This is a genomic window from Curtobacterium sp. MCLR17_040 (assembly GCF_003234735.1).
Taxonomy (GTDB): domain Bacteria; phylum Actinomycetota; class Actinomycetes; order Actinomycetales; family Microbacteriaceae; genus Curtobacterium; species Curtobacterium flaccumfaciens.
On record NZ_QKTE01000006.1, the window covers coordinates 94,959 to 119,436 of the forward strand.

The 24,478-nt window shown below is 69.6% G+C and carries 22 protein-coding genes; 1 reads left to right on the forward strand and 21 read right to left on the reverse strand.

Annotated elements, in window-relative coordinates; genetic code table 11:
- Positions 1 to 13: 13 nt before the first annotated feature.
- Both DEJ01_RS07560 and DEJ01_RS07565 read right to left on the reverse strand, forming a co-directional pair.
- On the reverse strand, positions 14 to 412 hold the full coding sequence (locus DEJ01_RS07560; RefSeq protein ID WP_071403736.1) for a DUF779 domain-containing protein: 399 nt from the start codon (positions 410 to 412) through the stop codon (positions 14 to 16).
- Entirely contained in the window at positions 412 to 1,953 is a 1,542-nt protein-coding gene (locus DEJ01_RS07565; RefSeq protein ID WP_111092640.1) for an aldehyde dehydrogenase family protein, read from the reverse strand. The genes DEJ01_RS07560 and DEJ01_RS07565 overlap by 1 nt, the downstream gene beginning before the upstream one ends.
- Before the next feature lie 151 nt (positions 1,954 to 2,104).
- Here DEJ01_RS07565 and DEJ01_RS07570 point away from each other — a divergent pair, with 151 nt between their 5' ends.
- Positions 2,105 to 2,644, forward strand: coding sequence for an HdeD family acid-resistance protein (locus tag DEJ01_RS07570; protein WP_181438383.1), 540 nt, complete (start codon positions 2,105 to 2,107; stop codon positions 2,642 to 2,644).
- On the opposite strand, the gene DEJ01_RS07575 is transcribed toward DEJ01_RS07570, so the two are convergent.
- The 19 genes from DEJ01_RS07575 to DEJ01_RS07665 form a co-directional block, all read right to left on the reverse strand.
- Positions 2,583 to 3,881: an acyltransferase gene (locus tag DEJ01_RS07575; protein ID WP_111092641.1), complete on the reverse strand. Its 1,299-nt coding sequence runs from the start codon at positions 3,879 to 3,881 to the stop codon at positions 2,583 to 2,585. The two genes, DEJ01_RS07570 and DEJ01_RS07575, sit on opposite strands and share 62 nt — an antisense overlap.
- A gap of 32 nt (positions 3,882 to 3,913) precedes the next feature.
- Positions 3,914 to 5,008, reverse strand: coding sequence for a VIT1/CCC1 transporter family protein (locus DEJ01_RS07580; protein WP_111092642.1), 1,095 nt, complete (start codon positions 5,006 to 5,008; stop codon positions 3,914 to 3,916).
- A gap of 130 nt (positions 5,009 to 5,138) precedes the next feature.
- On the reverse strand, positions 5,139 to 6,584 hold the full coding sequence (gene pyk, locus DEJ01_RS07585) for a pyruvate kinase (protein ID WP_017887208.1): 1,446 nt from the start codon (positions 6,582 to 6,584) through the stop codon (positions 5,139 to 5,141).
- A 179-nt stretch (positions 6,585 to 6,763) separates the two neighbouring features.
- Positions 6,764 to 8,221 carry a glutamate synthase subunit beta gene (locus DEJ01_RS07590; RefSeq protein WP_111023053.1) on the reverse strand — a complete coding sequence of 486 codons (1,458 nt, stop codon included), beginning with the start codon at positions 8,219 to 8,221 and terminating at the stop codon, positions 6,764 to 6,766.
- Positions 8,214 to 12,818: a glutamate synthase large subunit gene (gltB, locus tag DEJ01_RS07595; RefSeq protein ID WP_372500256.1), complete on the reverse strand. Its 4,605-nt coding sequence runs from the start codon at positions 12,816 to 12,818 to the stop codon at positions 8,214 to 8,216. The genes DEJ01_RS07590 and gltB overlap by 8 nt, the downstream gene beginning before the upstream one ends.
- A 220-nt stretch (positions 12,819 to 13,038) precedes the next feature.
- On the reverse strand, positions 13,039 to 14,025 hold the full coding sequence (gene lgt / locus DEJ01_RS07600; RefSeq protein WP_071244753.1) for a prolipoprotein diacylglyceryl transferase: 987 nt from the start codon (positions 14,023 to 14,025) through the stop codon (positions 13,039 to 13,041).
- Between the two features lie 96 nt (positions 14,026 to 14,121).
- On the reverse strand, positions 14,122 to 14,916 hold the full coding sequence (gene trpA, locus DEJ01_RS07605; protein WP_071403730.1) for a tryptophan synthase subunit alpha: 795 nt from the start codon (positions 14,914 to 14,916) through the stop codon (positions 14,122 to 14,124).
- Entirely contained in the window at positions 14,913 to 16,127 is a 1,215-nt protein-coding gene (gene trpB / locus DEJ01_RS07610) for a tryptophan synthase subunit beta (protein WP_071244754.1), read from the reverse strand. The genes trpA and trpB overlap by 4 nt, the downstream gene beginning before the upstream one ends.
- A gap of 100 nt (positions 16,128 to 16,227) precedes the next feature.
- On the reverse strand, positions 16,228 to 17,013 hold the full coding sequence (gene trpC, locus DEJ01_RS07615) for an indole-3-glycerol phosphate synthase TrpC (RefSeq protein WP_111088782.1): 786 nt from the start codon (positions 17,011 to 17,013) through the stop codon (positions 16,228 to 16,230).
- Positions 17,014 to 17,032: 19 nt separating this feature from the next.
- Positions 17,033 to 17,272: an HGxxPAAW family protein gene (locus DEJ01_RS07620; RefSeq protein ID WP_017887200.1), complete on the reverse strand. Its 240-nt coding sequence runs from the start codon at positions 17,270 to 17,272 to the stop codon at positions 17,033 to 17,035.
- Positions 17,269 to 17,967 carry a Trp biosynthesis-associated membrane protein gene (locus tag DEJ01_RS07625; protein WP_110858960.1) on the reverse strand — a complete coding sequence of 233 codons (699 nt, stop codon included), beginning with the start codon at positions 17,965 to 17,967 and terminating at the stop codon, positions 17,269 to 17,271. The genes DEJ01_RS07620 and DEJ01_RS07625 overlap by 4 nt, the downstream gene beginning before the upstream one ends.
- A complete protein-coding gene (locus DEJ01_RS07630) occupies positions 17,964 to 19,508 on the reverse strand; it encodes an anthranilate synthase component I (RefSeq protein ID WP_111092643.1) in 1,545 nt (514 codons plus the stop codon). The genes DEJ01_RS07625 and DEJ01_RS07630 overlap by 4 nt, the downstream gene beginning before the upstream one ends.
- Positions 19,505 to 19,903: a phosphoribosyl-AMP cyclohydrolase gene (hisI, locus tag DEJ01_RS07635; RefSeq protein ID WP_110864563.1), complete on the reverse strand. Its 399-nt coding sequence runs from the start codon at positions 19,901 to 19,903 to the stop codon at positions 19,505 to 19,507. Before hisI ends, DEJ01_RS07630 begins: the two co-directional genes overlap by 4 nt.
- A gap of 25 nt (positions 19,904 to 19,928) precedes the next feature.
- Positions 19,929 to 20,684, reverse strand: coding sequence for an imidazole glycerol phosphate synthase subunit HisF (hisF, locus tag DEJ01_RS07640; protein ID WP_232536485.1), 756 nt, complete (start codon positions 20,682 to 20,684; stop codon positions 19,929 to 19,931).
- 11 nt (positions 20,685 to 20,695) lie between these two features.
- Positions 20,696 to 21,535, reverse strand: a complete 840-nt coding sequence (gene hisG, locus DEJ01_RS07645) for an ATP phosphoribosyltransferase (RefSeq protein ID WP_111092644.1) — start codon at positions 21,533 to 21,535, stop codon at positions 20,696 to 20,698.
- 58 nt (positions 21,536 to 21,593) lie between these two features.
- A complete protein-coding gene (locus DEJ01_RS07650) occupies positions 21,594 to 21,857 on the reverse strand; it encodes a phosphoribosyl-ATP diphosphatase (RefSeq protein WP_027465728.1) in 264 nt (87 codons plus the stop codon).
- A gap of 101 nt (positions 21,858 to 21,958) precedes the next feature.
- Positions 21,959 to 22,618: a ribulose-phosphate 3-epimerase gene (gene rpe / locus DEJ01_RS07655; protein WP_110864565.1), complete on the reverse strand. Its 660-nt coding sequence runs from the start codon at positions 22,616 to 22,618 to the stop codon at positions 21,959 to 21,961.
- 44 nt (positions 22,619 to 22,662) lie between these two features.
- Complete coding sequence (locus DEJ01_RS07660) at positions 22,663 to 23,667, reverse strand: macro domain-containing protein (RefSeq protein ID WP_220038671.1); 1,005 nt, start codon at positions 23,665 to 23,667, stop codon at positions 22,663 to 22,665.
- Between the two features lie 59 nt (positions 23,668 to 23,726).
- On the reverse strand, positions 23,727 to 24,410 hold the full coding sequence (locus DEJ01_RS07665; RefSeq protein WP_111092646.1) for a DUF4433 domain-containing protein: 684 nt from the start codon (positions 24,408 to 24,410) through the stop codon (positions 23,727 to 23,729).
- Positions 24,411 to 24,478: the final 68 nt, after the last annotated feature.

The window sequence follows — 24,478 nt, forward strand, 5'->3', positions numbered from 1 at the left end:
GCGTGCGGTCAGCCTACGTCCGGGCCACCCGCGGGACCAGGCCGAGATCGGCGAGCTCGGCGTCGTCGAACATCCGCGACCGGGTGAGGAACCGCTTGCCCTCCGGGACCTCGACCGAGAACCCGCCGCCCCGACCGTCGACCACGTCGATCGTCAGGTGCGTGTACTTCCAGTACTCGAACTGCGACACCGACATGTAGACCTCGACCGGCTCGAGGCCGTCCACCTGCAACGCGCCGAGCAGGACGTCCCCCGGACCGGTCCGGAACATGCCGACCGGGTAGCACATCGGACTCGAGCCGTCGCAGCAGCCGCCGGACTGGTGGAACATCAGCGGGCCGTGCCGGGCGGTGAGGGTCCGCAGGAGCTCCCCCGCCGCCGCCGTCACCGCGACGCGTGCGGTGTCGGGCATCAGAAGAAGCCCATCGGTCCGTCGGCGTAGGAGACGAGCAGGTTCTTCGTCTGCTGGTAGTGGTCGAGCATCATCTTGTGGTTCTCGCGCCCGATGCCGGACTGCTTGTAGCCGCCGAAGGCCGCACCCGCCGGGTACTGGTGGTACGTGTTCGACCACACGCGCCCGGCCTGGATGTCCCGTCCGGCGCGGTACAGGGTCGTGACGTCACGGCTCCACACCCCGGCGCCGAGCCCGTACAGGGTGTCGTTGGCCGTGGCGATCGCGTCGTCGTAGCCGCTGAAGGACGTCAGCGCGAGCACGGGCCCGAAGATCTCCTCCTGGAAGATCCGCATCGAGTTGTCGCCCTCGAACACCGTCGGCGTGACGTAGTAGCCGCCGGAGAGTTCGCCGCCCAGATCGGCGCGCTCGCCACCGGTCAGGAGCTTCGCGCCCTCCTGCTTGCCGATGTCGATGTAGCTCAGGATCTTCTCGAGCTGGTCGTTGGACGCCTGGGCGCCGATCATCGTCGACAGGTCGAGCGGGTGTCCCTGCTTGACGGCACGGACGCGTTCCAGGCCGTCGGCGACGAACCCGTCGTAGATCTCCTTCGCCACGAGTGCCCGGGACGGACACGTGCAGACCTCGCCCTGGTTCAGGTTGAAGAACGTGAAGCCCTCGAGCGCCTTGTCGTAGAAGGAGTCCTGCTCGGCCGCCACGTCCGGGAAGAACACGTTCGGGCTCTTGCCGCCGAGCTCGAGCGTCACCGGGATGAGGCTCTGCGAGGCGTACTGCATGATCAGCCGCCCGGTCGTGGTCTCCCCCGTGAAGGCGATCTTCCGGATGTCCGGGTGCTGCGCGAGCGGTGCGCCGACCTCGATGCCGAAGCCGTTGACGACGTTGAGCACCCCGGCGGGCAGCAGGTCGCGGATGAGCTCGACGAGCACGTGGATGGACGCCGGGGTCTGCTCGGCGGGCTTCAGCACGACGCAGTTGCCGGCGGCGAGGGCCGGTGCGAGCTTCCACACCGCCATCAGGATCGGGAAGTTCCAGGGGATGATCTGCCCGACCACGCCGAGCGGCTCGTGGAAGTGGTAGGCCACGGTGTCGTGGTCGATCTCGCCGGCGGAGCCCTCCTGTGCGCGGATCGCCCCGGCGAAGTACCGGAAGTGGTCGATCGCGAGCGGGATGTCGGCGCCGAGGGTCTCGCGGATCGGCTTGCCGTTCTCCCACGTCTCGGCGACGGCGAGCATCTCGAGGTGCTCCTCCATGCGGTCCGCGATCTTGTTGAGGATGACGGCACGTTCAGCCGCGCTCGTCCGTCCCCAGGCCGGGAACGCCTTCCATCCGGCGGCGACGGCCCGGTCGACGTCCGTGGCGTCACCGCGGGCCACCTCGGTGAACACCTTGCCCGTGACGGGGGTGGGGTTCTCGAAGTACTGCCCGCTGGCGGACGGCACGTACTCGCCGCCGATGAAGTGGTCGTACCGGGATCGGTACTCGACCAGGGAGCCGGGCTCGCCGGGTGCGGCGTAGCTGGTGGGCGAGGGTGCGATGGTCATGGTGGTGCCCTTTCGACGACGCTGTCGGGGCGCACGGGTCGCGCGCCTGCTCCGCACGGTACGACCGCGGGGGTTGCAGGTCGTTGCACGGCCCGCGGCTCCGACGGGTAGCGTGCTGGACACCAGCGCTGGCGATCAGGGAGGAGCGCTCGTGGATTCTCGTGCCGTCAGGACGTTCCGGGTGTTCGTCGTCGTCACCGCCGTCGTCGCCATCGCACTGGGCATCGTGGCCATCGTCTGGCCCCGCCCGTCACTCGTGCTCGTGGCGCTGCTGTTCGGCGTGTACCTCGTCGTGGCAGGGGCACTGCGCGTCTTCGCCGCGGTGCGGGGGCACGGCACCCGTCCGGTGTGGCGGTGGACGTCCGGCATCGTCGGCGGCCTGGTCGCGGTCGCGGGGCTCGTGACCCTGCTCGATCCGGCGATCCCGCTCGTCGTCTACGCGGTGCTCGCCGGTGTCGGGTTCGTGATCGAGGGGGTCGCCGCGATCGTCGGCGGCTTCGTCGGCCACCCGGGATCGTCACGCGTCCCGACGGTCGTCAGCGGCGTGCTGTCGATCATCGGGGGCATCGTCGTGCTCGTCGCACCCGGACTCGCGCTGACCGTCTTCATGGTGTTCGCCGGCATCGCGCTCATCGTCGTCGGGGCCGCGGCCCTGTTGCTCCTGCCGCCGCGCGCCGCCGTCCGCCGCTGACCGGCACCGCGGGCACCGCCGGCGCAACGGCGGGGGCGATGAGCGGTGCGTCGGGGACCGCGCGTCGGCCGAACAGCTCGCCGAGCAACGCACGCTGGTGGCTGTTCATGAACGGGCGCTCGACCAGCACCGCGAACACGACACACACCGCGACGACGACCGGAGCGACCACGAACAGCATCAGCCCGAACTGCGCCGGAGTCGGGAGCCCGAGTGGCAGCAGGAGCAGGTTCCCGAGCGCGAGCAGCGGACTGTGCACCAGGAACACGCTGTAGGAGACCAGCCCCGACTGCACCAGACGACGTCCGCCCAGGAACCGCCGGACGCCGTGTGTGCCGACGCGTCCGGTCCGCTGGCCTTCGGCGAGCACCATGAGGAGCAGCGTGATCCCGAATCCGGCGACGGTGCCCGTGACCGCGCCGTGGACGATGCCCGGCGCGGCGGCGACCTGGGCGAATGCTGCTGTCAGCACCACGAGGGCGACGACGAGCACGGATCGCTGGTGCCGGAGCATCCGTTGCACGGCTCGGGGTCGACGCCGTCGGAGGTCGTCCTCGGACCCGATCACCAGGAAGGCCCCGTACATGCCGACGCCGAAGACCCCGAGGAAGTGCGGTGCGGACCATGCCCCGACGCCGGTGGCGATGGACAGCACGGCGAGGGCGAAGGACACGACGATGACGACGACGGGGTGGGTCCGTCGCCAGAGGAGCAGGAGCACGGGCATCAGCAGGGTGAGCTGCATCTCGATCGGCAGGCTCCACAGCGTCCCGTTGATCGACGTGATCCACTCCGGCGACAGGTTGTGCAGCAGGAACACGTGGGTCACGATGCCCTGCAACGTCACCGGGAGCTTGTCGTCCCAGACCGTGCCGTGCGGCTCGTTCATCACCGGGACGAACGCGATGAGCGCCAGCGCCAATACGAGCGCCGCCAGGTACGGCGGGACGAGCCGACGGATCCGGCGCTTCGCGTAGGCCCCGTAGCTGGTCCCGAGGCGGAGGTCGTGGCGCCCCGAGACGGCGATCATCATCGTGAAGCCCGAGATCGCGATGAACGCGGGCACACGGAGGTCGCCGGCACTGAGCACCCGGTAGACGAAGGGCATCGACGTCGCCACGGAGCCGGCGACGCCGGTGAACTGCACCGTGTGGGCGACCACGACGAACGCAGCGAGGATCCCGCGCATCCCGTCGATGTGGGCGAGGTCCAGACGGGGTGCGCGAGCAGACGACATGCAAACAGCATGTCACATATCGGATATGGCCGCTAGGCCGACCCGGTGCCGAAGAGCAGCCCGAGCGCGTAGGTGACGATCGCCGCACCGAAACCGATGGCGAGCTGCCGGAAGGCCCGCTTGCCCGGCGAGGCCCCGCTGAGCACGCCGACGACGGCGCCGGTGCCGAGCAGGGCGATGCCCACCAGCCCGCCGGCCACCGCGATCGCCGGCCACCCCTGCATGCCGAACAGGAACGGCAGCACCGGGATGATCGCGCCCGAGGCGAAGAAGCAGAAGCTCGACACCGCGGCGCTCAGCCCGGTGCCGACCGCCTCGTGGTCGTCCGCGACCGCGGTCGAACCGGTCGCGGGCCGGCGCTCGCCGATGCCGGACAGCACCTGCGCGGCGTGCTCGGTCGCCTCGGCCTCGGACATCCCGCGCGCGCGGTAGACCAGCGCGAGCTCGTTCGCATCGACGTCGAGGTCCGACACCGCCTTGCCGGCCTCGGGGTGCGGCGCGGACGCCTCGAGCAGTTCGCGTTGCGACCGGACGGAGACGTACTCCCCCGCCCCCATCGACAACGCGCCGGCGAGCAGGCCGGCGATGCCGCTCAGCAGCACGAAGTGCCGGTCGGCCCCCGAGGCACTGATGCCGATGATGAGCGCCAGGTTGGACACCAGGCCGTCGTTCGCGCCGAACACCGCCGCCCGGAACGTGCCGGACAGCCGCATCCGGCCCCGGTTCGCGAGCCCGCGCACGACCTCGCCGTGGATCCGCTCGTCGGCGGCCATCCGCGCGGTCGCGTCCGAGTCGTCGGCGTACGGCGAGCGGTCCTCGGCGCGCTGCATGAGCGCGAGGATAAAGACCGACCCGAACCGCTTGGCCAGCACGGCGAGCACCCGGGTGCGCAGGCTCCCCCGCTGCGGCCGTCCGACGTCGTCGCCGAGCAGGTCGAGCCAGTGGTCGGCGTGCCGTCCCTCGGCCTCGGCCAGCGCGGCGAGGATCTCGCGCTCCTCGCCGGAACGGCGGGCAGCGAGGTTGCGGTACACGGCCGCCTCGGCACGTTCGTCGGCCAGGTAGCGACGCCAGCGGCGGACGTCGGCGCGCGGCGCCGGGGTGTCGGATCGGAGGCTCACAGCGACCATCCTGCCGCCTGCGGCCGACGTCCGGTCACCACCAGGGCCGTGGAGACGCGGCAGGGCGCGGACCGGAAGCGGTCGGCGCTGCGCGCGCCGGGCCTCCAGTCCGCGCCCTGGTGGCGACGGATCCCTCGGATCAGTCCCGGACGTAGGCCGGGGCGGCCTCGGCGTGGGCGTCGCCCACCCGGTGCACGCGCAGGTCGTTCGTCGAGCCCTCGATGCCGGGAGGGGACCCGGCCGTCACGATGACGCGGTCGCCGGGGGCGGCCAGGCCGTTCTCGAGGAGGACGTCGTCCACCTGCGAGAAGAGCTCGTCGGTGTGGGTCTTCCGCTCCACCAGGAACGAACGGACACCCCAGGTGAGGGCCATCCGGCGGCGCGTGGCCTCGTTCGGGGTGAAGGCGATGATCGGCAGACCGTGGCGCAGGCGCGACATGCGGCGGGCCGAGTCGCCGGACTCGGTGAAGACGCAGAGGTACGACGCCTCGGTGAACTCGGCGATCTCGACGGCGGCGAGGGTGATCGCCCCACCGAGGGTGCGCGGCTTGGTGCCGAGCGGCGCGATGCGCTCGAGACCGTGGTCCTCGGTGGACTCGACGATGCGGGCCATGGTGCGGACGGTCTGCACCGGGTACTCACCGACGCTCGTCTCACCGGACAGCATGACCGCGTCGGCACCGTCGAGGACGGCGTTGGCGACGTCGGAGGTCTCGGCGCGGGTGGGGATCGGCGACGAGATCATCGACTCGAGCATCTGCGTCGCGACGATGACCGGCTTCGCCATGCGGCGGGACAGCTCGACGGCGCGCTTCTGCACGATCGGGACGGCCTCGAGCGGGAGCTCGACGCCGAGGTCACCGCGGGCGACCATGATGCTGTCGAAGGCGTCGATGATCTCCTCGAGCGCGTCGACGGCCTGGGGCTTCTCGACCTTGGCGATGACCGGCAGGCGCTTGCCCTCTTCGTCCATGATCTCGTGGGCACGCACGACGTCGCTCGCGTTGCGCACGAACGACAGCGCGATGAGGTCGGCGCCCTGGCGGATCGCCCAGCGCAGGTCGGCTTCGTCCTTCTCGCTCAGCGCGGGGACGTTGACGGCGACACCGGGCAGGTTGATGCCCTTGTTGTTGGACACCGTGCCGGGGACGACGACCTCGGTGCGGACCCGCACGCCGTCGGTGTCGAGGACACGGAGGCGGACACGGCCGTCGTCGATGAGCAGCGGGTCGCCGGGCTTGACGTCCTGCGGCAGGCCCTTGAACGTCGTGCCGCAGATCTCCTTCGAGCCGGGGACGTCCTCGGTCGTGATGGTGAAGATGTCACCGACTGCCAGGTCGTGCGGGCCGTCGGCGAACCGTGCCAGACGGATCTTCGGACCCTGCAGGTCGACGAGGATCGCGACGGGCTTGCCGAGTTCTTCGGCGGCACGACGGACGTTGACGTAGTTGGCCTCGTGGACGCTGTAGTCACCGTGGCTGAGGTTGAGGCGGGCGACGTCGACGCCCGCTTCGATGATCTCCTTGACGGTCTCGTAGTCCGACGTTGCCGGTCCGAGCGTCGAAACGATCTTTGCGCGTCTCAATGGATTCCTTCGTGGTGGTGGATGGAGCTTGGGTTTCCGCGCTGTGGGGCCGCGCGGAACGAAGCGAGGCCACCAGCACCCTACCGAGTGCTGGTGGCCTCATGCTCACGGGAGCGTGAGCATCTGGTGGAGACGGTCCGCCGTCTGGCGGCGGTCCGACATCTGGTGCGCGTCCGACATCAGACGGAGATCGCCCGGTCGGTCGCCTTGACCGGTGCCGGCAGGATCGTGGAGCCCTCGAGGTACTCGTCGACCTGTGCGGCCGCGGCACGGCCCTCGGCGATCGCCCACACGATGAGCGACTGCCCGCGACCCGCGTCGCCGGCGACGAACACGCCGGCCTCGTTGGTCGCGTAGTCGGCACGGCGGTCGAGCGCCCCGGAGACCGTGGTCGGCAGACCGAGCTGCGGCTCGATCGTGTCCGACTCGGGGCCGGTGAAGCCCATCGCGATGAGGACGAGGTCGGCCGGGATCTCCCGCTCGCTGCCCGCCTTCGGGACCCGCCGGCCGTCGAGGTACTCGGTCTCGGCGACCCGCAGTGCGCGGACCTCGCCGGCGTCGTTCGACAGGAACTCGACGGTGGAGGCGAGGAAGTGCCGCTCGCCGCCCTCTTCGTGCGCGCTCGTGATCTCGAACACGGTCGGGAACATCGGCCACGGCTGGTCGGACGGACGCTCGAGCGGCGGCTGCTTGCCGATCGCCAGGTTCGTCACGCTCAACGCGCCCTGGCGGTGGGCGGTGCCGATGCAGTCCGCGCCGGTGTCGCCGCCGCCGATGACGACGACGTGCTTGCCCTCTGCCGTGATCTGGTTGTCGACCGTCGTGCCCGCGTTCGCCTTGTTCTGCTGGACCAGGTAGTCCATGGCGAAGTGCACGCCCTCGAGGTCGCGCCCTGGGATCGGCAGGTCGCGCGGCACCGTGGCACCGGTGGCGACGACGACCGCGTCGTAGCGCGACTTCAGGTCGTCCCAGGTGATGTCCTTGCCGATCTCGACCCCGGCACGGAACCGGGTGCCCTCGGCCTGCATCTGGGCGAGGCGCGCGTCGATCTGGCGCTTCTCCATCTTGAAGTCCGGGATGCCGTAGCGGAGCAGGCCGCCGATGCGGTCGTCCCGCTCGTAGACGGCGACCGTGTGGCCGGCACGCGTGAGCTGCTGCGCGGCGGCGAGCCCGGCGGGGCCGGAGCCCACGACGGCGACGGTCTTGCCCGTCAGGCGCTCCGGCGGGTGCGGGGTGACCCAGCCGTTCTGGAACGCCTGGTCGATGATCGAGACCTCGACCTGCTTGATCGTCACCGGGGGCTGGTTGATGCCGAGCACGCACGACGACTCGCACGGTGCCGGGCAGAGCCGACCCGTGAACTCCGGGAAGTTGTTCGTCTCGTGCAGGCGCTCGATCGCCTGGCGGCCCTCACCGCGCCACGTCAGGTCGTTCCACTCCGGGATCAGGTTGCCGAGCGGGCAGCCCTGGTGGCAGAACGGCACGCCGCAGTCCATGCAGCGGCCGGCCTGGCGCTTCAGGACACCGGACTCCTGCTGCTCGTAGACCTCTTTCCAGTCCATGAGCCGCACGGGCACGGGTCGCCGGGGCGGGAGTTCGCGTTCCTGGACCTTCAGGAATCCCTTGGGGTCAGCCACCGGTCACCTCCATGATCCTGTTCCAAACGATGTCACCGTCGGGGTCGAGCCCCTCGTCGACGGCCTGTCTGCGCGTCTCGAGCACCGCCGCGTAGTCGCGCGGCAGCACCTTGACGAAGTCGCTCAGGTCTCCGGACGCCAGCAGGTCGGACGCGAGCGTCGAACCCGTCTCGTCGGCGTGCCGGGTGAGCAGGTCGGTGACGATCTCGACGTCGGCGCTGTCGAGCGCCTCGAGCCGGAGCTCGCCGGACGCGAGGGCGTCGGTGTTCACGTGTTCCTGGCGCAGGCCTCGGACGTACGCCGTCCCACCGGACATGCCGGCGCCGAGGTTCCGGCCGGTCTCGCCGAGGATGAGCGCGAGCCCGCCCGTCATGTACTCGAGCGCGTGGTCGCCCACGCCCTCGACGACGGCCGTGGCACCGGAGTTCCGCACCAGGAAGCGCTCGCCCACGATGCCGCGGATGAACATGCTGCCCTGGGTGGCGCCGTACCCGATGACGTTGCCGGCGATGACGTTCTCGGCCGGGTCGAAGCCCGAGCCGGCGTCGGGCCGGACGACGATCTGGCCGCCGGAGAGCCCCTTGCCGACGTAGTCGTTGCTGTCGCCGATGAGCCGCAGCGTGATGCCCGCCGGCAGGAACGCGCCGAGCGACTGCCCGGCGGAACCGCGCAGCGTCACGTCGATCGAGCCGTTCGGCAGGCCGTGCTCGCCGTGCCGCAGGGTCACCTGGTGGCCGAGCATGGTGCCGACGGCGCGCTCGGTGTTGCGGATGGGCAGGTCGAGCGCGATCGAACCGCCGTGGTCGAGCACGTCCGCGGTCTGCTGGATGAGCTGCACGTCGAAGTGCTGGTCCAGCTCGTGGTCCTGCTCGCGGTGGTGGCGGCGCGGTTCGGCGTCGTCGAAGTGCGGTCCCTTGAGCACCGGCGCGAGGTCGAGGCCCGACGCCTTCCAGTGCTCGACGGCACGGTCGACGTCGAGCGCGTCGGTCTGCCCGATGGCCTCGTCGAGGCTGCGGAAGCCGAGCTCGGCGAGGAGCTCGCGGACCTCTTGTGCGATGAACTCGAAGAAGTTCACGACGAACTCGGGCTTGCCGGAGAACCGCTTGCGGAGCTCGGGGTTCTGCGTGGCGACGCCGACCGGGCAGGTGTCCAGGTGGCAGACGCGCATCAGGATGCAGCCCTCGACCACGAGCGGGGCGGTCGCGAAGCCGTACTCCTCGGCCCCGAGCAACGCGGCCACGACCACGTCGCGTCCGGTCTTCATCTGCCCGTCCACCTGCACGACGACGCGGTCGCGCATGCCGTTCAGCATGAGCGTCTGCTGGGTCTCGGCCAGGCCGATCTCCCACGGGGTGCCGGCGTGCTTGAGCGAGTTGAGCGGGCTCGCGCCGGTGCCGCCGTCGTGGCCGGACACGAGCACGACGTCGGCCAGGGCCTTCGTCACGCCGGCCGCGACCGCACCGATGCCGGACTGGCTCACGAGCTTCACGTGGACGCGGGCGGCCGGGTTGGCGCGCTTGACGTCGAAGATCAGCTGCTTGAGGTCCTCGATGGAGTAGATGTCGTGGTGCGGCGGCGGCGAGATGAGGCCGACGCCCGCGGTGGCGTGCCGGGTGCGGGCCACCCACGGGTAGACCTTGGCAGGGGGCAGCTGCCCACCCTCGCCGGGCTTCGCGCCCTGCGCCATCTTGAGCTGGATGTCGGTGGCGTGCGTGAGGTACATGCTCGTCACGCCGAACCGGCCGGAGGCGACCTGCTTGATCGCGCTGCGGCGCTCGGGGTCGAGCAGGCGGTCGACGTCCTCGCCGCCCTCACCCGTGTTCGACCGGCCACCGAGTCGGTTCATCGCGATGGCGAGCGTCTCGTGGGCCTCCTTCGAGATGGACCCGTAGGACATCGCACCCGTGTTGAACCGCTTGACGATCGACTCGATCGACTCGACCTCGTCGAGCGCGATGGGCTTCCGAGCGCCCTGCTTGAACCGGAACAGCCCGCGGAGCGTCATGAGCTGCTCGGACTGGTCGTCCACGGCGCTCGAGTACTCGCGGAAGATGTCGTAGCGGCGGGCACGGGTGGCGTGCTGCAGGCGGAACACCGTGTCCGGGTTGAACAGGTGCGGCGGGCCCTGACGGCGCCACTGGTACTCGCCACCGATCTGCAGTCGCTCGTGCGAGAGCACCGCGCCGTCCTGCGGGTACGCCTGGGCGTGCCGCTCGGCGTTCTCCTTGGCGATGACGTCGATGTCGACGCCGCCCAGGATCGACGAGGTGCCCGTGAAGTACTTGTCGACGAACTCCTGGCTGAGCCCGACGGCCTCGAACGCCTGCGCACCGGCGTAGCTGGACACCGTGGAGATGCCCATCTTCGACATGATCTTCAGCACGCCCTTGCCGAGCGCCTTGATGACGTTCTTGACGGCCTGCTCCGGGGTGATCCCGGGGATCATGCCGGCGCGGACCAGGTTCTCGCAGGTCTCCATCGCCAGGTACGGGTTGATCGCCGAGGCGCCGTACCCGATGAGGGTCGCCACGTGGTGGACCTCGCGCACGTCGCCGGCCTCGACGATCAGCCCGACCTTCATGCGCTGCTCGGTGCGGATCAAGTGGTGGTGGACCGCGGCGAGGAGCAGGAGGCTCGGCACCGGTGCCTGCTCGGAGTTGCCGTCGCGGTCGGACAGCACGATGAACTGCTTGCCGGACTCGATCGCGGCGTCGACCTCGTCGCACACGGCGGCGATGCGCTTCTGCATCGCCTTCTTGCCGGCGTCGACGCGGTACAGGCCCTTGATCGTGACGGTCAGGTGGCGACCCGACTCGGTCTCGAAGTGCTGGACCTTGGCGAGCTGGTCGTTGTCGATCACCGGGAAGTCGAGCGTGATCTGCTTCGCGTGCTCGGGACCGGCGGAGAGCAGGTTGCGCTCCGGACCGAGTCCCATCCCCATCGAGGTGATGACCTGCTCGCGGATCGAGTCGAGCGGCGGGTTGGTCACCTGCGCGAACTGCTGCGTGAAGTAGTCGAAGAGCAGGCGTGGACGCTCCGACAGCACGGCGATCGGGGTGTCCGAGCCCATCGCGCCCAGGGGTTCGGCACCCGCTGCCGCCATCGGGCGCAGCAGGATCCGGACTTCTTCCTCGGTGTACCCGAACGCACGCTGACGACGGGTCACCGACGCCGGGGTGTGCACGATGTGCTCGCGCTCCGGCAGGTCGTTGAGGTTGATGCGTCCGGCTTCGAGCCAGTCGCCCCACGGACCGGAGGCGGCGAGCTCGCGCTTGACCTCGTCGTCCTCGATGATGCGGCCGGCCTCGGTGTCCACCAAGAACATCCGGCCCGGACGCAGGCGGCCCTTGCGCACGACCTTGGCGGCCGGCACGTCGATGACCCCGGTCTCGGAGCCCATCACGATGAGGCCGTCGTCGGTGACCAGGAAGCGTCCGGGGCGTAGGCCGTTGCGGTCGAGGGTGGCGCCGACGAGCGAGCCGTCGGTGAAGGTGATCGCGGCGGGGCCGTCCCACGGCTCCATGAGCATCGAGTGGTACTCGTAGAACGCGCGGAGGTCCGGGTCCATGCCGACCTGGTTCTCCCACGCCTCTGGAACCATCATCGACACGGCGTGCGGCAGGGTCCGGCCGGTCAGGGTCAGCAGCTCGAGGACCTCGTCGAACGAGGCCGAGTCGCTCGCCCCCGGGCTCACGATGGGCAGCAGCGGGGCCATGTCGCCGAGCAGTTCGCTCTCGAGCTGCGACTGGCGCGCGCGCATCCAGTTGCGGTTGCCGCGCACGGTGTTGATCTCACCGTTGTGGGCGATCGTCCGGAACGGCTGCGCGAGCGGCCACGACGGGAACGTGTTGGTGGAGTAGCGCGAGTGCACGATCGCGAGCTTCGACGCGAAGCGCTCGTCGCTGAGGTCCGGGTAGAACGGCTCCAGCTGGAGCGTCGTGACCATGCCCTTGTAGACCATGGTGCGGCTCGACAGCGACATGAAGTACAGGTCGTTGTCGTGCTCGGCGCGCTTGCGGAGGCGGAAGGCCTGACGGTCCAGCGCGATGCCGCTCCACGAGGCACCGTGCACGTCGTGCCGGATGGAGGCGACGAACAGCTGCTCGAACGCCGGCATCGCGGCACGGGCGAGCGTGCCGAGGACCTCCGGACGCACCGGGACCTCGCGCCACCCGAGGACCTTCAGGCCCTCTTCGCGGGCGAGTCGCTCGACGGCGCCCTTCACCGCGTGGCGGGCGTCGTCGTCCAGGGGCAGGTAGGCGGTGCCGACGGCGTACTCCCCCGCTGCCGGCAGCTCGAACGGCACGACGGCGCGCAGGAACTCGTCGGGCACCTGGCACAGGATGCCCGCGCCGTCACCGGTGCCAGCGTCGGACCCCACGGCACCGCGGTGCTCGAGGTTCCGGAGCGCACCGAGGGCCGCATCGACGATGTCGTGCCCGGGCGTGCCGCGCAGGGTCGCGACCATCGCGAGACCGCAGGCGTCCTTCTCGTTCGCCGGGTCGTACATGCCCGTGGCGTCCGGGATCGCGGAGAAGCGGCGGTGCGGCGGCACGAGGCTCGTCGGTGCCGAGGGCTGGGTTGGCTGGAGCGCCATGGGGAACCGTCCTCACGAGGAAGTGGAACAGGGACAGCGGTGGCCCGGTGGTGCGTTCCGCCCGAGCGGGCGGGACTGGTGCCCGTGCCCGCCGTCAGTGAGTTGCCCTGCCGGCCGGCGAGGTTGCTGGGCCCCGCTTGTGGCGGAGACCGTCTGGTGCTGCTGCTGGTGGTGCTGCACGTGACCGGTGGTCGTCGGGAGCGGGTGCTCCCCCACGGGATCAGCGAGTGGTCGTGACCGGTTCGTCGCTCGTGACGCCGTCTGCTGCGTCGTCATCGTGCTCCGAGAAGGTGTCCTCGGAGTCTACAACGGAGGTCGGACGGGGCCCGCGACCCGGCAGGTACGGGCTCGGCTCCTTGCCGGTGTGGCGACGGCTCTGCACCACGAAGATCAGGATGCCGATCACGACCGCGGCGAGGGCCACCCACACGTTGGTGCGGACGCCGAAGAAGGTCTCGCTCGTGTCGACGCGGATGGACTCGAGCACCGAGCGTCCGGCGCCGTACCAGATCAGGTACAGGCCGAGGACCTTGCCCCACTGCAGCGTGAACTTGCGCGCCAGGAAGAGGATGACGACGACGCCGAGGACGTTCCAGATGATCTCGTACAGGAACGTCGGGTGGAACAGCGTGCCCTCCGGCAGACCCTTCGGGAACGCGGCGTTGCTCGAGTCGATCTCGAGACCCCAGGGCAGGCTCGTCGGCATGCCGAAGAGCTCCTGGTTGAAGTAGTTGCCCAGGCGACCGAAGGCCTGTGCGAGCAGGACGCCCGGCACGACGGCGTCGATGAACGACGTGAAACGGAGGCCCACCTGACGGCAGCCGATCCAGGCGCCGACCGACCCGAGGATGAGCGCACCGAAGATGGCGAGCCCGCCCTCCCAGATGTACAGGAAGGACAGTGGGTCGATGCCGGGGCCGAAGTAGTCGGACACGTGGGTGAACACGTGGAAGAGACGACCGCCGATGATGCCGGCGGGCACGGCCCAGATCGCGATGTCGATGATGATCCAGCGCTCGACGCCTCGGGCGTTGAGTCGTCGGTTCGCCAGGACGACCGCGGCGACGATCCCGATCAGGATGCAGATCGCGTACGCGTGGATGCGGAAGTCGAGGGGCAGCGACCAGCCGAACGCGTCGCGCAGCCAGGCGGTCAGGTCGAAGTACTGCCAGGCGGTGCTCGGGCTCGGGATGCTCAGGAGGGGCATGGAGGTGCTGTCGCCTTTCGGAACTGACGGGGCGCGGTCGACGTGGCGTCGGCCTCGCTCACTGTAGCGCGGCTCGCGGGCCGGACAGGAACTGGACTAGCGGCGGCGGGCGCCGGTGGCGAGGTCGGCGGCACGGTCCGCCACACCCTGCACACCGAGGTCGGCCAGCGCACGGACGAACGCCGACCCGACGATGGCACCGTCGGCGTACTCGAGGACCTCACCGACCTGCTCGGCCGTCGAGATCCCGAGACCGACGCAGGTGCGCTCGACCCCGGCGTCGCGCAGACGCGACACCACCGTGCGTGCGGCGACGTCGACGCCGACCCGGGCACCGGTCACACCCATCGTCGAGACGGCGTACACGAACCCACGGCTGGCCTCGACCGCCTGGCGCATGCGCTCGTCCGACGAGGACGGCGCGGCGAGGAAGACCCGGTCGAGCCCGGTCCGCTCCGAGGCCTCGGTCCACGCGGAGGCCTCGTCGGGGATGAGGTCGGGCGTGATGAGGCCGGCGGCACCGGCGGCGACGAGGTCGTCGGCGAAGCGGTCCACGCCGTAGCGCAGCACCGGGTTCCAGTAGGTCATGACGAGGACCGGCACGTCGGCCCGTTCGGTGATCTGCTGCACGGCGTCGAAGACCTGTGCGACCCGGAAGCCGTTCGCCAGGCTCTCCTCGGCTGCCCGCTGGATCACGGGGCCGTCCATCACGGGGTCGGAGTACGGCAGACCGAACTCGATGACGTCCACCCCGTTCTCGGCGAGGGCGACGGCGGCGTCGACGCTGGTCTGCAGGTTCGGGTACCCGGCGGGCAGGTAGCCGACGACGGCTCCGGCGCGCTCGGCGTTGGCGGCGTCGATCGTCTGGGCGACGGTCTTGTTCGTGGTCACAGCTGCACCGCGTTCTCGTCGAGGATGCCGAAGTAGCGACTGGCGGACGCGACGTCCTTGTCACCGCGGCCGGACAGGTTCACGAGCACGACGCCCTCGGGGCCGAGCTCCTTGCCGAGCTTCATCGCACCGGCGAGGGCGTGGGACGACTCGATGGCCGGGATGATGCCCTCGGTCTGGCTCAGCAGGCGGAACGCCTCCATGGCCTCGGTGTCGGTGATCGGCTGGTACTTCGCGCGGCCGATCGACGCCAGGTACGCGTGCTCCGGTCCGACGCTCGGGTAGTCGAGTCCGGCGGAGATGCTGTGGCTCTCGATCGTCTGGCCGTCCTCGTCCTGCATCAGGTACGACTTCGCGCCCTGCAGGACACCCTCGCGACCGAGCGTGATGCTCGCCGCGTGCCGACCGGTCTCGACGCCGTCGCCCCCGGCCTCGAAGCCGTGCAGTGCGACGGACTCGTCGTCGAGGAACGCCTCGAAGATGCCCATCGCGTTCGAGCCGCCGCCGACGCACGCTGCGACGGCGTCCGGCAGACGACCGACGCGGTCGAGGACCTGCTGGCGCGCTTCCTCGCCGATGACCTTGTGGAACTCGCGCACCATCTCGGGGAACGGGTGCGGACCGGCGACCGTGCCGAGCAGGTAGTGCGTCGACTCGACGTTGGCGACCCAGTCGCGCAGGGCGTCGTTGATGGCGTCCTTCAGGGTGCGCGAACCGGTCTCGACCGGGATCACCTCGGCACCGAGCAGGCGCATCCGGGCCACGTTGAGGGCCTGTCGCTCGGTGTCCACGGCGCCCATGTAGACGACGCACTCCATGCCGAACAGGGCTGCGGCGGTCGCCGTGGCGACGCCGTGCTGGCCGGCACCGGTCTCCGCGATCAGGCGGGTCTTGCCGAGCCGACGGGCGACGAGGGCCTGCCCGAGGACGTTGTTGATCTTGTGGGACCCGGTGTGGTTCAGGTCCTCGCGCTTCAGGATGACCCGGGCACCACCGGCGTGCTTCGCGAAGCGCGGCACCTCGGTGATGATCGAAGGGCGCCCGGTGTAGTCGCGCTGCAGCTCGTCGAGCTCCGCACGGAACGCCGGGTCCGCCCAGGCCTGGCGGAAGGCGGCCTCGAGCTCGTCGAGCGCGAGGACGAGGGACTCGGGGACGAAGCGTCCGCCGAAGTCACCGAAGTAGGGGCCGTGCAGGTCGCGGAGTGAGGTCACGATGTGTCTCCCGGGACGAGTCCGACGCGGCCGGTCGGCCGCGTCGGACGGGTGGAACGTGCGGCCGCGGTCGGCGGCCTCGATACGTGGGCGGAGCCGGTCAGGCCCGGTCGGCGGCGTCGACGAAGGACGCCAGGGTCGCGGCGGGGTCGTCACCCGTCACGAGCGCTTCGCCGACCAGCACGACGTCGGCGCCGGCCGCCCGGTAGTGGGCGACGTCGGCCGGACCGGAGACCGCGGACTCGGCGACCCGCACGACCCCGGAGGGGATGCGGTCAGCGAGCGACCCGAACAGGTCGCGGTCGAGCGAGAAGTCGGTGAGGTCCCGCGCGTTGACGCCGAGGATGCGGGCACCGGCGTCGAGGCCACGCGTGACCTCGTCACCGGAGTGCGCCTCGACCAGCACGCGCATGCCGAGTTCTTCGGCCAGGGTGTGCAGCTCGACAAGACGGGCCTGCTCGAGCGCCGCCACGATGAGCAGCACGACATCGGCTCCGGACGCCCGGGCCTCGATCACCTGGTACGGGTCGGCGATGAAGTCCTTGCGGAGCACGGGGACCCCGACGCGGGCCTTCACGGCCTCGAGGTCGGCGAGGCTGCCGAGGAACTTGCGGCCCTCGGTCAGGACGCTGATCGTCGAGGCCCCGCCACGCTCGTAGTCGGCGGCGAGGGCGGCCGGGTCGGCGATCGCGGCCATCGACCCGCGGGACGGGCTGGCGCGCTTGACCTCGGCGATGATCTTCACCCGGTCGCCCGGGCTGAGGAACGCGAGGGCGTCGAGCGGCGACGCCACCCGGTCGAGGTCGCGTTCGACGTCCGAGTACGGACGGTCGACACGACGGGCGGCGGCATCCTCGAGCGCGCCCGCGACGAGGGTCTCGAGCACGTTCGGCATCGGGAGACCCCTACTCGCCGTGGTGCTTGGGGACGAACTTCGGACCGTCGACGCCGTAGCCGGCCTTCTTCATCACGCCACCGACGATGAGGCCGATGAGGACGACGCCAGCGGAGGCCCAGACGCCCCACGGCTGGTCGAACCAGAAGAACAGCGTGCCTGCCGCGAATCCGATCAGCATGATCACGACGGCGGTCCAGGCGGCCGGCGAGTGGCCTTCGCCGAGTTCTGCGGGCTCAGTGTTGCTCACGGTGCTCCTCGTTCTGCTCCGGCGTCGTCGGTCGAGCGACGCCCTGTCGATCCTACCGTGTCGTCACTCGGCGCCCCCGCGCCCGCGCCGTCGGCGGTGGTCGGGTCCACGCCCGCGCTCAGGTCGTCCCAGTCGACGACCGCGTCGCGCTGGACGGGAGCTGCTGCACGTGCTGCTGCGGCGGCTCCGGCGGTGGCGGCACCGTACTTCCGGCTCGGGCCGGGCCAGGCGCGCTGGACGACGATGACGACCACGCCGAGCAGCACGGCGAGCACGCCACCCGCGATCCCGACGGCGGGCCACGGGCTCACGGAGACGCTCGACACGACACCGCGGACGGCACCGAGGTCACTGACCCCGGCGACCTCGCCGACGGCACCGCGTGCGGCGGCGATCGGGTCGCCGAGGGCGGTGATGCCGCTGACGACCACGCCGAGGCCGAGCAGGATCTCGACGGCGGCGAGCACGATGCGCAGTACCCGTCCCGCGATGGTCATCGCCAGGAAGAGCGCGAGGCTCGCGATAGCCAGCGCGGTGTACTGCGGCACGACCGCCGCCCCGTCGGCCGAGACCGTCGAGGTGACGGCGGCACCCGCGTGCAGGCGGACGGTGAACCAGGTCTGGGTCCAGGCGAGCATGATGACGCCGGCGACCAGGAGCCCGGCGACGACGACGATCGGACGAGAACGCTTCACGAGCGGACCTCGCGCATCCGGTTGGCGGTGGCGACGGCACGCAGTGGGGCGGCGGCCTTGTTGACCGCCTCGACGTGCTCGGTCTCCGGGTCGGAGTCCGCCACGAGTCCTGCCCCGGCCTGCACGCGAGCCACGCCGTCCTTGATCAGGGCGGTGCGGATCGCGATCGCAAGGTCGGCGTCACCGGCGAAGTCGAAGTAGCCGACGACACCGGCGTACGCACCGCGCTTCGCCGGTTCGAGCTCGTCGATGATCTCGAGCGCACGCGGCTTCGGCGCGCCCGAGAGCGTGCCTGCCGGGAACGTCGCCCGGAACACGTCGATCGCCGAGGCGTCGGGACGCACCCGCCCCTCGACGCTCGACACCAGGTGCATGATGTGGCTGAACCGCTCGACGGTCATGAACTCGGTGACGCTGACGGTGCCCGGCTCGCACACCTTCTGCAGGTCGTTGCGCGCGAGGTCGACGAGCATCAGGTGCTCGGCGCGCTCCTTCGGGTCGCCGAGCAGGTCCTCGCCGAGGTGGACGTCCGCTTCCGGGGTCGCACCGCGCGGGCGGGACCCGGCGATCGGGTGCGTGATGGCGCGGTCGCCCTGCACCTTGACCAGCGCCTCCGGCGATGCGCCGACGATCCAGAACCGCTCGTCGGCGGTGTCCGCGAGGGCGAGGAAGTACATGTACGGACTCGGGTTCAGCGTCCGGAGCACCCGGTAGACGTCGAGCGGGTCCGCCGTGACCTCGTGGTCGAACCGCTGCGAGATGACGACCTGGAACACGTCACCGTCGCGGATGAAGCCCTTCGAGCGCTCGACGGCCGCCATGTAGTCGGCCGGGCTCGTGCGGTGGGTGGGGGTCGGCTCGGCGATCTCGAAGGCCTCGGCCACGGTCGCGATGCTCGGCTGCACCAGGTCGCCCTGCATGCGGTCGAGTCGCTGCTGCGCGTCCGCCCAGAGGGTGTCCGCGTCGTCGGTGCCGTCGTTCAGCACGCTCGCGACCAGCAGCACGAGACCGGTGCGGTGGTCGAGCGCGGCGAGCTCGGAGACGAACGACAGCGCCTGTCCGGGCACGTCGAAGTCGGCCGGCGGCACGTTCGGCAGGTGCTCGAGCTGACGAACGGCCTCCCACCCGATGAAGCCGACGGTCCCGCCGACGAGCGGCGGCGAGCCGGGCACGCGGGGCGTCGCCCAGCGCTCGTGCAACCGTGCCAGGACCTCGAGCGGGGCGCCGTCGAGCGACCCGACGGCGCGCTCGGCGTCGATGCCGGTGTCGATCCAGGCCGCGCGGTCGCCCTCCTGGGTCAGGACGCCGAAGCTCCGCACGCCGACGAACGACCAGCGCGACCACAGGCCGCCCTGGCCGGCGGACTCGAGCAGGAAGGACCCGGGGCGGCCGTCGGCGAGCTTGCGGTAGACGCCGACCGGCGTCTCGCTGTCGCCGTACAGCGCGCGGACGACCGGCAGGACACGGTGGTCGCCGAGCAGGCCGTCGAACTCCGGTCGGGAGGTCGTGTGCGGGGTCTCGGAGATCGTCGCGGTGGTCATCGGGTCGGCTCCACGGCCGTGTCCGCCGGGGCGGACATGGTCACGGGCGCGAGCGGGTCGACGTCGAAGCACCGGTGCGCACCGGTGTGGCACGCCGCCCCGACCTGCTGCACCGTGACGAGGAGCGTGTCGTCGTCGCAGTCCAGCGCAGCACCGCGGACGTACTGCGCGTGTCCCGACGTGTCGCCCTTCCGCCAGTACTCGTTCCGCGACCGCGACCAGAAGGTCACACGGCCTTCGGTGAGGGTGCGGCGGAGGGCTTCCCGGTCCATGTAGCCGAGCATGAGGACGTCCTTCGACGATTCCTCCTGCACGATGGCGGGGAGCAGGCCGTCCGCACCGAAGTGTGCGCGGTCGAGGACCGCCTCGGTGTCGGTGCTGGTGCTGTCGGTCATGAGGCTCCTAGCCTACGGCGGCGGATCAGCGGACGGCGTGGCCGGTCGCGCGGAGCGCGGCCTTGACGTCCCCCACGGTCATCTCGCCACGGTGGAAGACGCTGGCGGCGAGGACTGCATCGGCACCCGCGTCGACGGCCGGGGCGAAGTGCTCGACGCGACCCGCGCCTCCCGAGGCGATCACCGGGACGGACGAGACGGCGCGCACCGCGGCCACGAGTTCGAGGTCGAACCCGTTCTTCGTGCCGTCGGCGTCGATGGAGTTGACGAGCAGCTCCCCCGCGCCGCGCTCGACGGCCTCGCGTGCCCACGCGATGGCGTCGAGGTCGGACTCGGTCCGCCCGCCGTGGGTGGTGACCACGAAGCCCGAGGGCATCCGGTCGGACCGCTTGACGTCGAGCGACAGCACGACGGCCTGGGCACCGAACCGGTCGGCGATCTCACCGATGAGCTCGTGCCGGGCGATCGCTGCGCTGTTCACGCCGATCTTGTCCGCGCCGCACTGCTGCAGCCGCGAGACGTCGTCGACGCTGCGCACCCCGCCGCCGACGGTGAGCGGGATGAAGACCTGCTCGGCCGTCCGGGTCACGGTGTCGTACATCGTCGCCCGGTTCTCGACCGTGGCACCGACGTCCAGGAAGGTCAGCTCGTCGGCACCCTGCTCGTAGTACCGAGCCGCGAGCTCCACGGGGTCACCGGCGTCCTGCAGGTCCAGGAAGTTGACGCCCTTGACGACGCGTCCGCCCTTGACGTCGAGGCACGGGATGACCCGGACCGACACGCCACCGGGGGTCACAGGCGTGCGGCGTGGATCGGGCTGACGAGGATCGCCCGGGCGCCGAGGTCGTAGAGCGCGTCCATGATGAGGTTCGCGTCGTCGCGCGGGATCATCACGCGGACCGCCGCCCAGTCGCGGTCGTGCAGCGGTGAGACCGTGGGCGACTCGATGCCGGACGCCACCGCGGTCGCCTGCTCGAGCAGGGCCGTGGGGACGTCGTAGTCGAGCATCACGTAGCCACGGGCGACGAGGACGCCCTGCAGGCGACGGCGGAGCACGTCGATGCCGGGGATGGTCTCGTCGGTGGAGACGAGCACCGCGGTCGACTCGAGGATCACCGGGCCGAAGATCTCGAGGCCCGCCTGTCGGAGCGTGCTGCCCGTCGACACGACGTCGGCAACGGCGTCGGCGACCCCGAGCCGCACGGCGCTCTCGACGGCGCCGTCGAGCTTCACGAGCGTCGAGGTGACCCCGTGCTCGGCGAGGAACGCTCCGACGAGGCCGGGGTAGCTCGTGGCCACGCGGACGCCGTCGAGGTCCTGCAGCGAGCCGAACCGACCGGGCGTGCCGGCGAACCGGAAGGTGGAGTCGGCGAAGCCGAGCGCGTCGACCTCGTGCGCCTCGGACCCGGAGTCGAGCAGCAGGTCGCGGCCGGTGATGCCGACGTCGAGCGCGCCGGACCCCACGTACGTGGCGATGTCCCGCGGGCGGAGGAAGAAGAACTCGACGCCGTTGCGCTCGTCGAGCAGGTGCAGCGCCTTCGGGTCGCGGCGGCCGGCGTACCCGGCCTCCCGCAGCATGTCGGACGCGGTCTCGGACAGGGAGCCCTTGTTGGGCACGGCGATGCGGAGCATCAGTGGGTCTGCTTTCTGTGGGGTCGTCGGCGGTCGTCGGTGCGCCGGGCGGCGCTTCCTACAGATGTCGCCAGACGTCCGCCGGGGTGAGCCCCTTGGCGACCATGAGGACCTGGAGGTGGTAGATCAGCTGCGAGATCTCCTCCGAGGTGCGCTCGTCGCCCTCGTACTCGGCCGCCATCCAGACCTCGGCTGCTTCTTCCACGATCTTCTTGCCGATCTGGTGCACGCCGGCGTCCAGTTCGGCGACGGTGCCGGAGCCCTCGGGGCGCGTGCGCGCCTTCTCGGTGAGCTCCTGGAACAGGTCGTCGAACGTCTTCACGGGGTCCAGGCTACCGGTCTCCGCTGACGCTTCCGACGCACCGTCCGGACGGGAGGCAGTGGTCGCCCCGGTGACACCGGTACCGTCCGGCGCTCCCCCGGTCACGAGCGCGCCCGAGCGGCGGCCTCGCGCAGGTCGGCGATGCGCGCAGCGGGTTCACCGCCGTACACCGCGGAGCCCGCGACCAGCGTGTCGGCACCGCTCCGCACGGCCTCGGGCACGGTGTCCACGGCGATCCCGCCGTCCACCTCGAGCCACACGTCGAGCCCGGAGGCGTCGACGGCGGCGCGGGCGTCGGCGAGCTTCGGCATCACGGACGGCATGAAGGACTGGCCGCCGAACCCGGGCTCGACGGTCATCAGCAGGATCATGTCGTAGGCGTCGAGGTGGTGCAGCACCTGCGTGATCGGGGTGCCGGGCTTCACGGCGACGGCGGCGCGGGCACCGTTCGACCGGATCGCCGCGGCGGTCGCCACCGGGTCGTCGGCTGCCTCGAAGTGGAACGTGACGCTCGACGCACCCGTCTCGGCGTACTTCGGCGCGTTGCGGTCGGCGTCGGTGATCATCAGGTGCACGTCGAGCGGCACCGGCGACACCTGCTGCAGGCGCTGCACGATCGGCAGCCCGAGCGTCAGGTTCGGGACGAAGTGGTTGTCCATCACGTCGACGTGCACCAGGTCGGCGGTCTCGATGCGCTGGAGTTCGCGCTCGAGGTTCGCGAAGTCGGCGGACAGGATGCTCGGCGAGATGCGGATCGTCACCGGGCAAGCCTACCGGCAGTCGCGTGACACGTTCACTCACAGCCCTACGCGAGGCTTTTTGTTAGCCAGTTCTCCTCGCGCAATGTATTCAAAGCCAACTGCACATGTTCTGCAGTGAACATTCTCGACTTGCGTGGGGACCAATCGGCTACGCGGCGCGCGATTTCTGCGTCGTCCTCGGCCGGCTTCTGACTGGCAAGCCAGTGAACCGTCGCGAGCAGCTCGAGCCCATAGGCCGACTCGAAGCCATCGACCAAGCGCAGAACGTCATGCATACGCTCTACCGTGTCCGGATGATCCGCAAGGCTAGATTTAGCCTTCGAGATACCCTCCTCCAAAGGTCGGAGCGGGACCCCCTCTAACACGCGAGCCGAACCATCCCCAAACCCTGTCAGGAAATATCCCTCGACTTGGGCAAGAACGTGGCGCAGATTATCAGCGTATGGGCCGTAACGGTTCGCTTCAAACTTTAGGCGCAATGGTTCACCATCAACCTGGAGGAAATACATCAGCTTCTGCGCTTCAATGAGTGATGGAGCATTCAAAGACTGGTCCATGTACTTCTGGATGACGCCAACGAGTGCCGCCCGCCCAGAGGTCATACGGGGGCTGGCCCCGGCTCTCGGCATCGCTTTAGGTTCGGGCGCACCCGCCGGCGGGTAAAGCAAAACCTCCACGTCCGTCAGGCCTTCGAGGGCCTGACGGATGATTGGTTCCACGTCGCGCCAATCTAGTCCTCCGTTACCGCAGCCCAGTGGCGGTACCGCAATTGACTTTATGTTCAGCTCGCGAATCACCCGAACAAGGTCAATAAGTCCCGCTCTCACATCGGACAGCTTTGACCTGGAACGCCAATGACCCTTGGTTGGAAAATTGATTACGTATCGCGGACCTTCAAGCATGCCGGACTCCCAAACGTGCATGCTCCCGAGGCTCAAATGCCCCGACTTCGCTTCCTTCTGATACGCCTTGAACATCTCAGGGTAGGCTTGCTTGAATTGTAGCGCTATCCCTTTACCCATGACACCCTCTGTATTGACGGTGTTCACTAATGCCTCCGCCGAAGCGTGAAGCAGGTTACCTTGAGCCAGGCTTATCATCGCTGCTCCTAAAAATACCAAGTCGGGCGGATTTTGACCGGCACATCGCTACCAACCCGTGCGAGTATATCCACCACTCGCTTCTCAATACGTTCATTTTGAACCGCAAGACCCTGGACCGCTGCCCACGGAACATGGGAAGCCACCAAGCACTCGGCCATTCGCCGTTCCCTGCCGTCAGGGAAATCTGTCCAATACTTCGCGCTCATTAAAGCCCAGTCAATGAACCCATCGCCAATGAGATCGTCTGGACGGTATTCACGATACTCTGCGTAAGCAAGAGCCGCATTCCTGTCGGTCAAAATCGGCTTACATCCGCAGAAGTACAGCTGCTCAAGAGTGGTCACAATGTAAACCAGCTCCGCCGTTCCACTTGTGTAACTAGGCACATTCCCGGAGGCAATCGCGTACATCATCGGACTGCGAGGGCCGAAGTAGAATGGAACATAATCCGCTACCGAACCCCCTGGGTCTAATGGAACAATCTGCGCACGTCGACGCTCCTTGATTGATGTGTTACCAACCTCCACCCGGAGAGCCCCGGTTGATTGGGCCGAGGTGTCTGGCAGCAACTCCGCGCCGGCAATCGTCTCGAGATTGTCCACATGCGTGAAGTGCAATGCTAACGTCGGGATTTTGCGCTCCGCCACCGAAACCCATTCCTTCGCAATCAACTGAACCTTCGTGAACATGCAGGCGGCGCCCAACCAGCCGCAGCCTAACCGACGCAACTGACTCTAGTTGCAAGCTCACGAAGAAG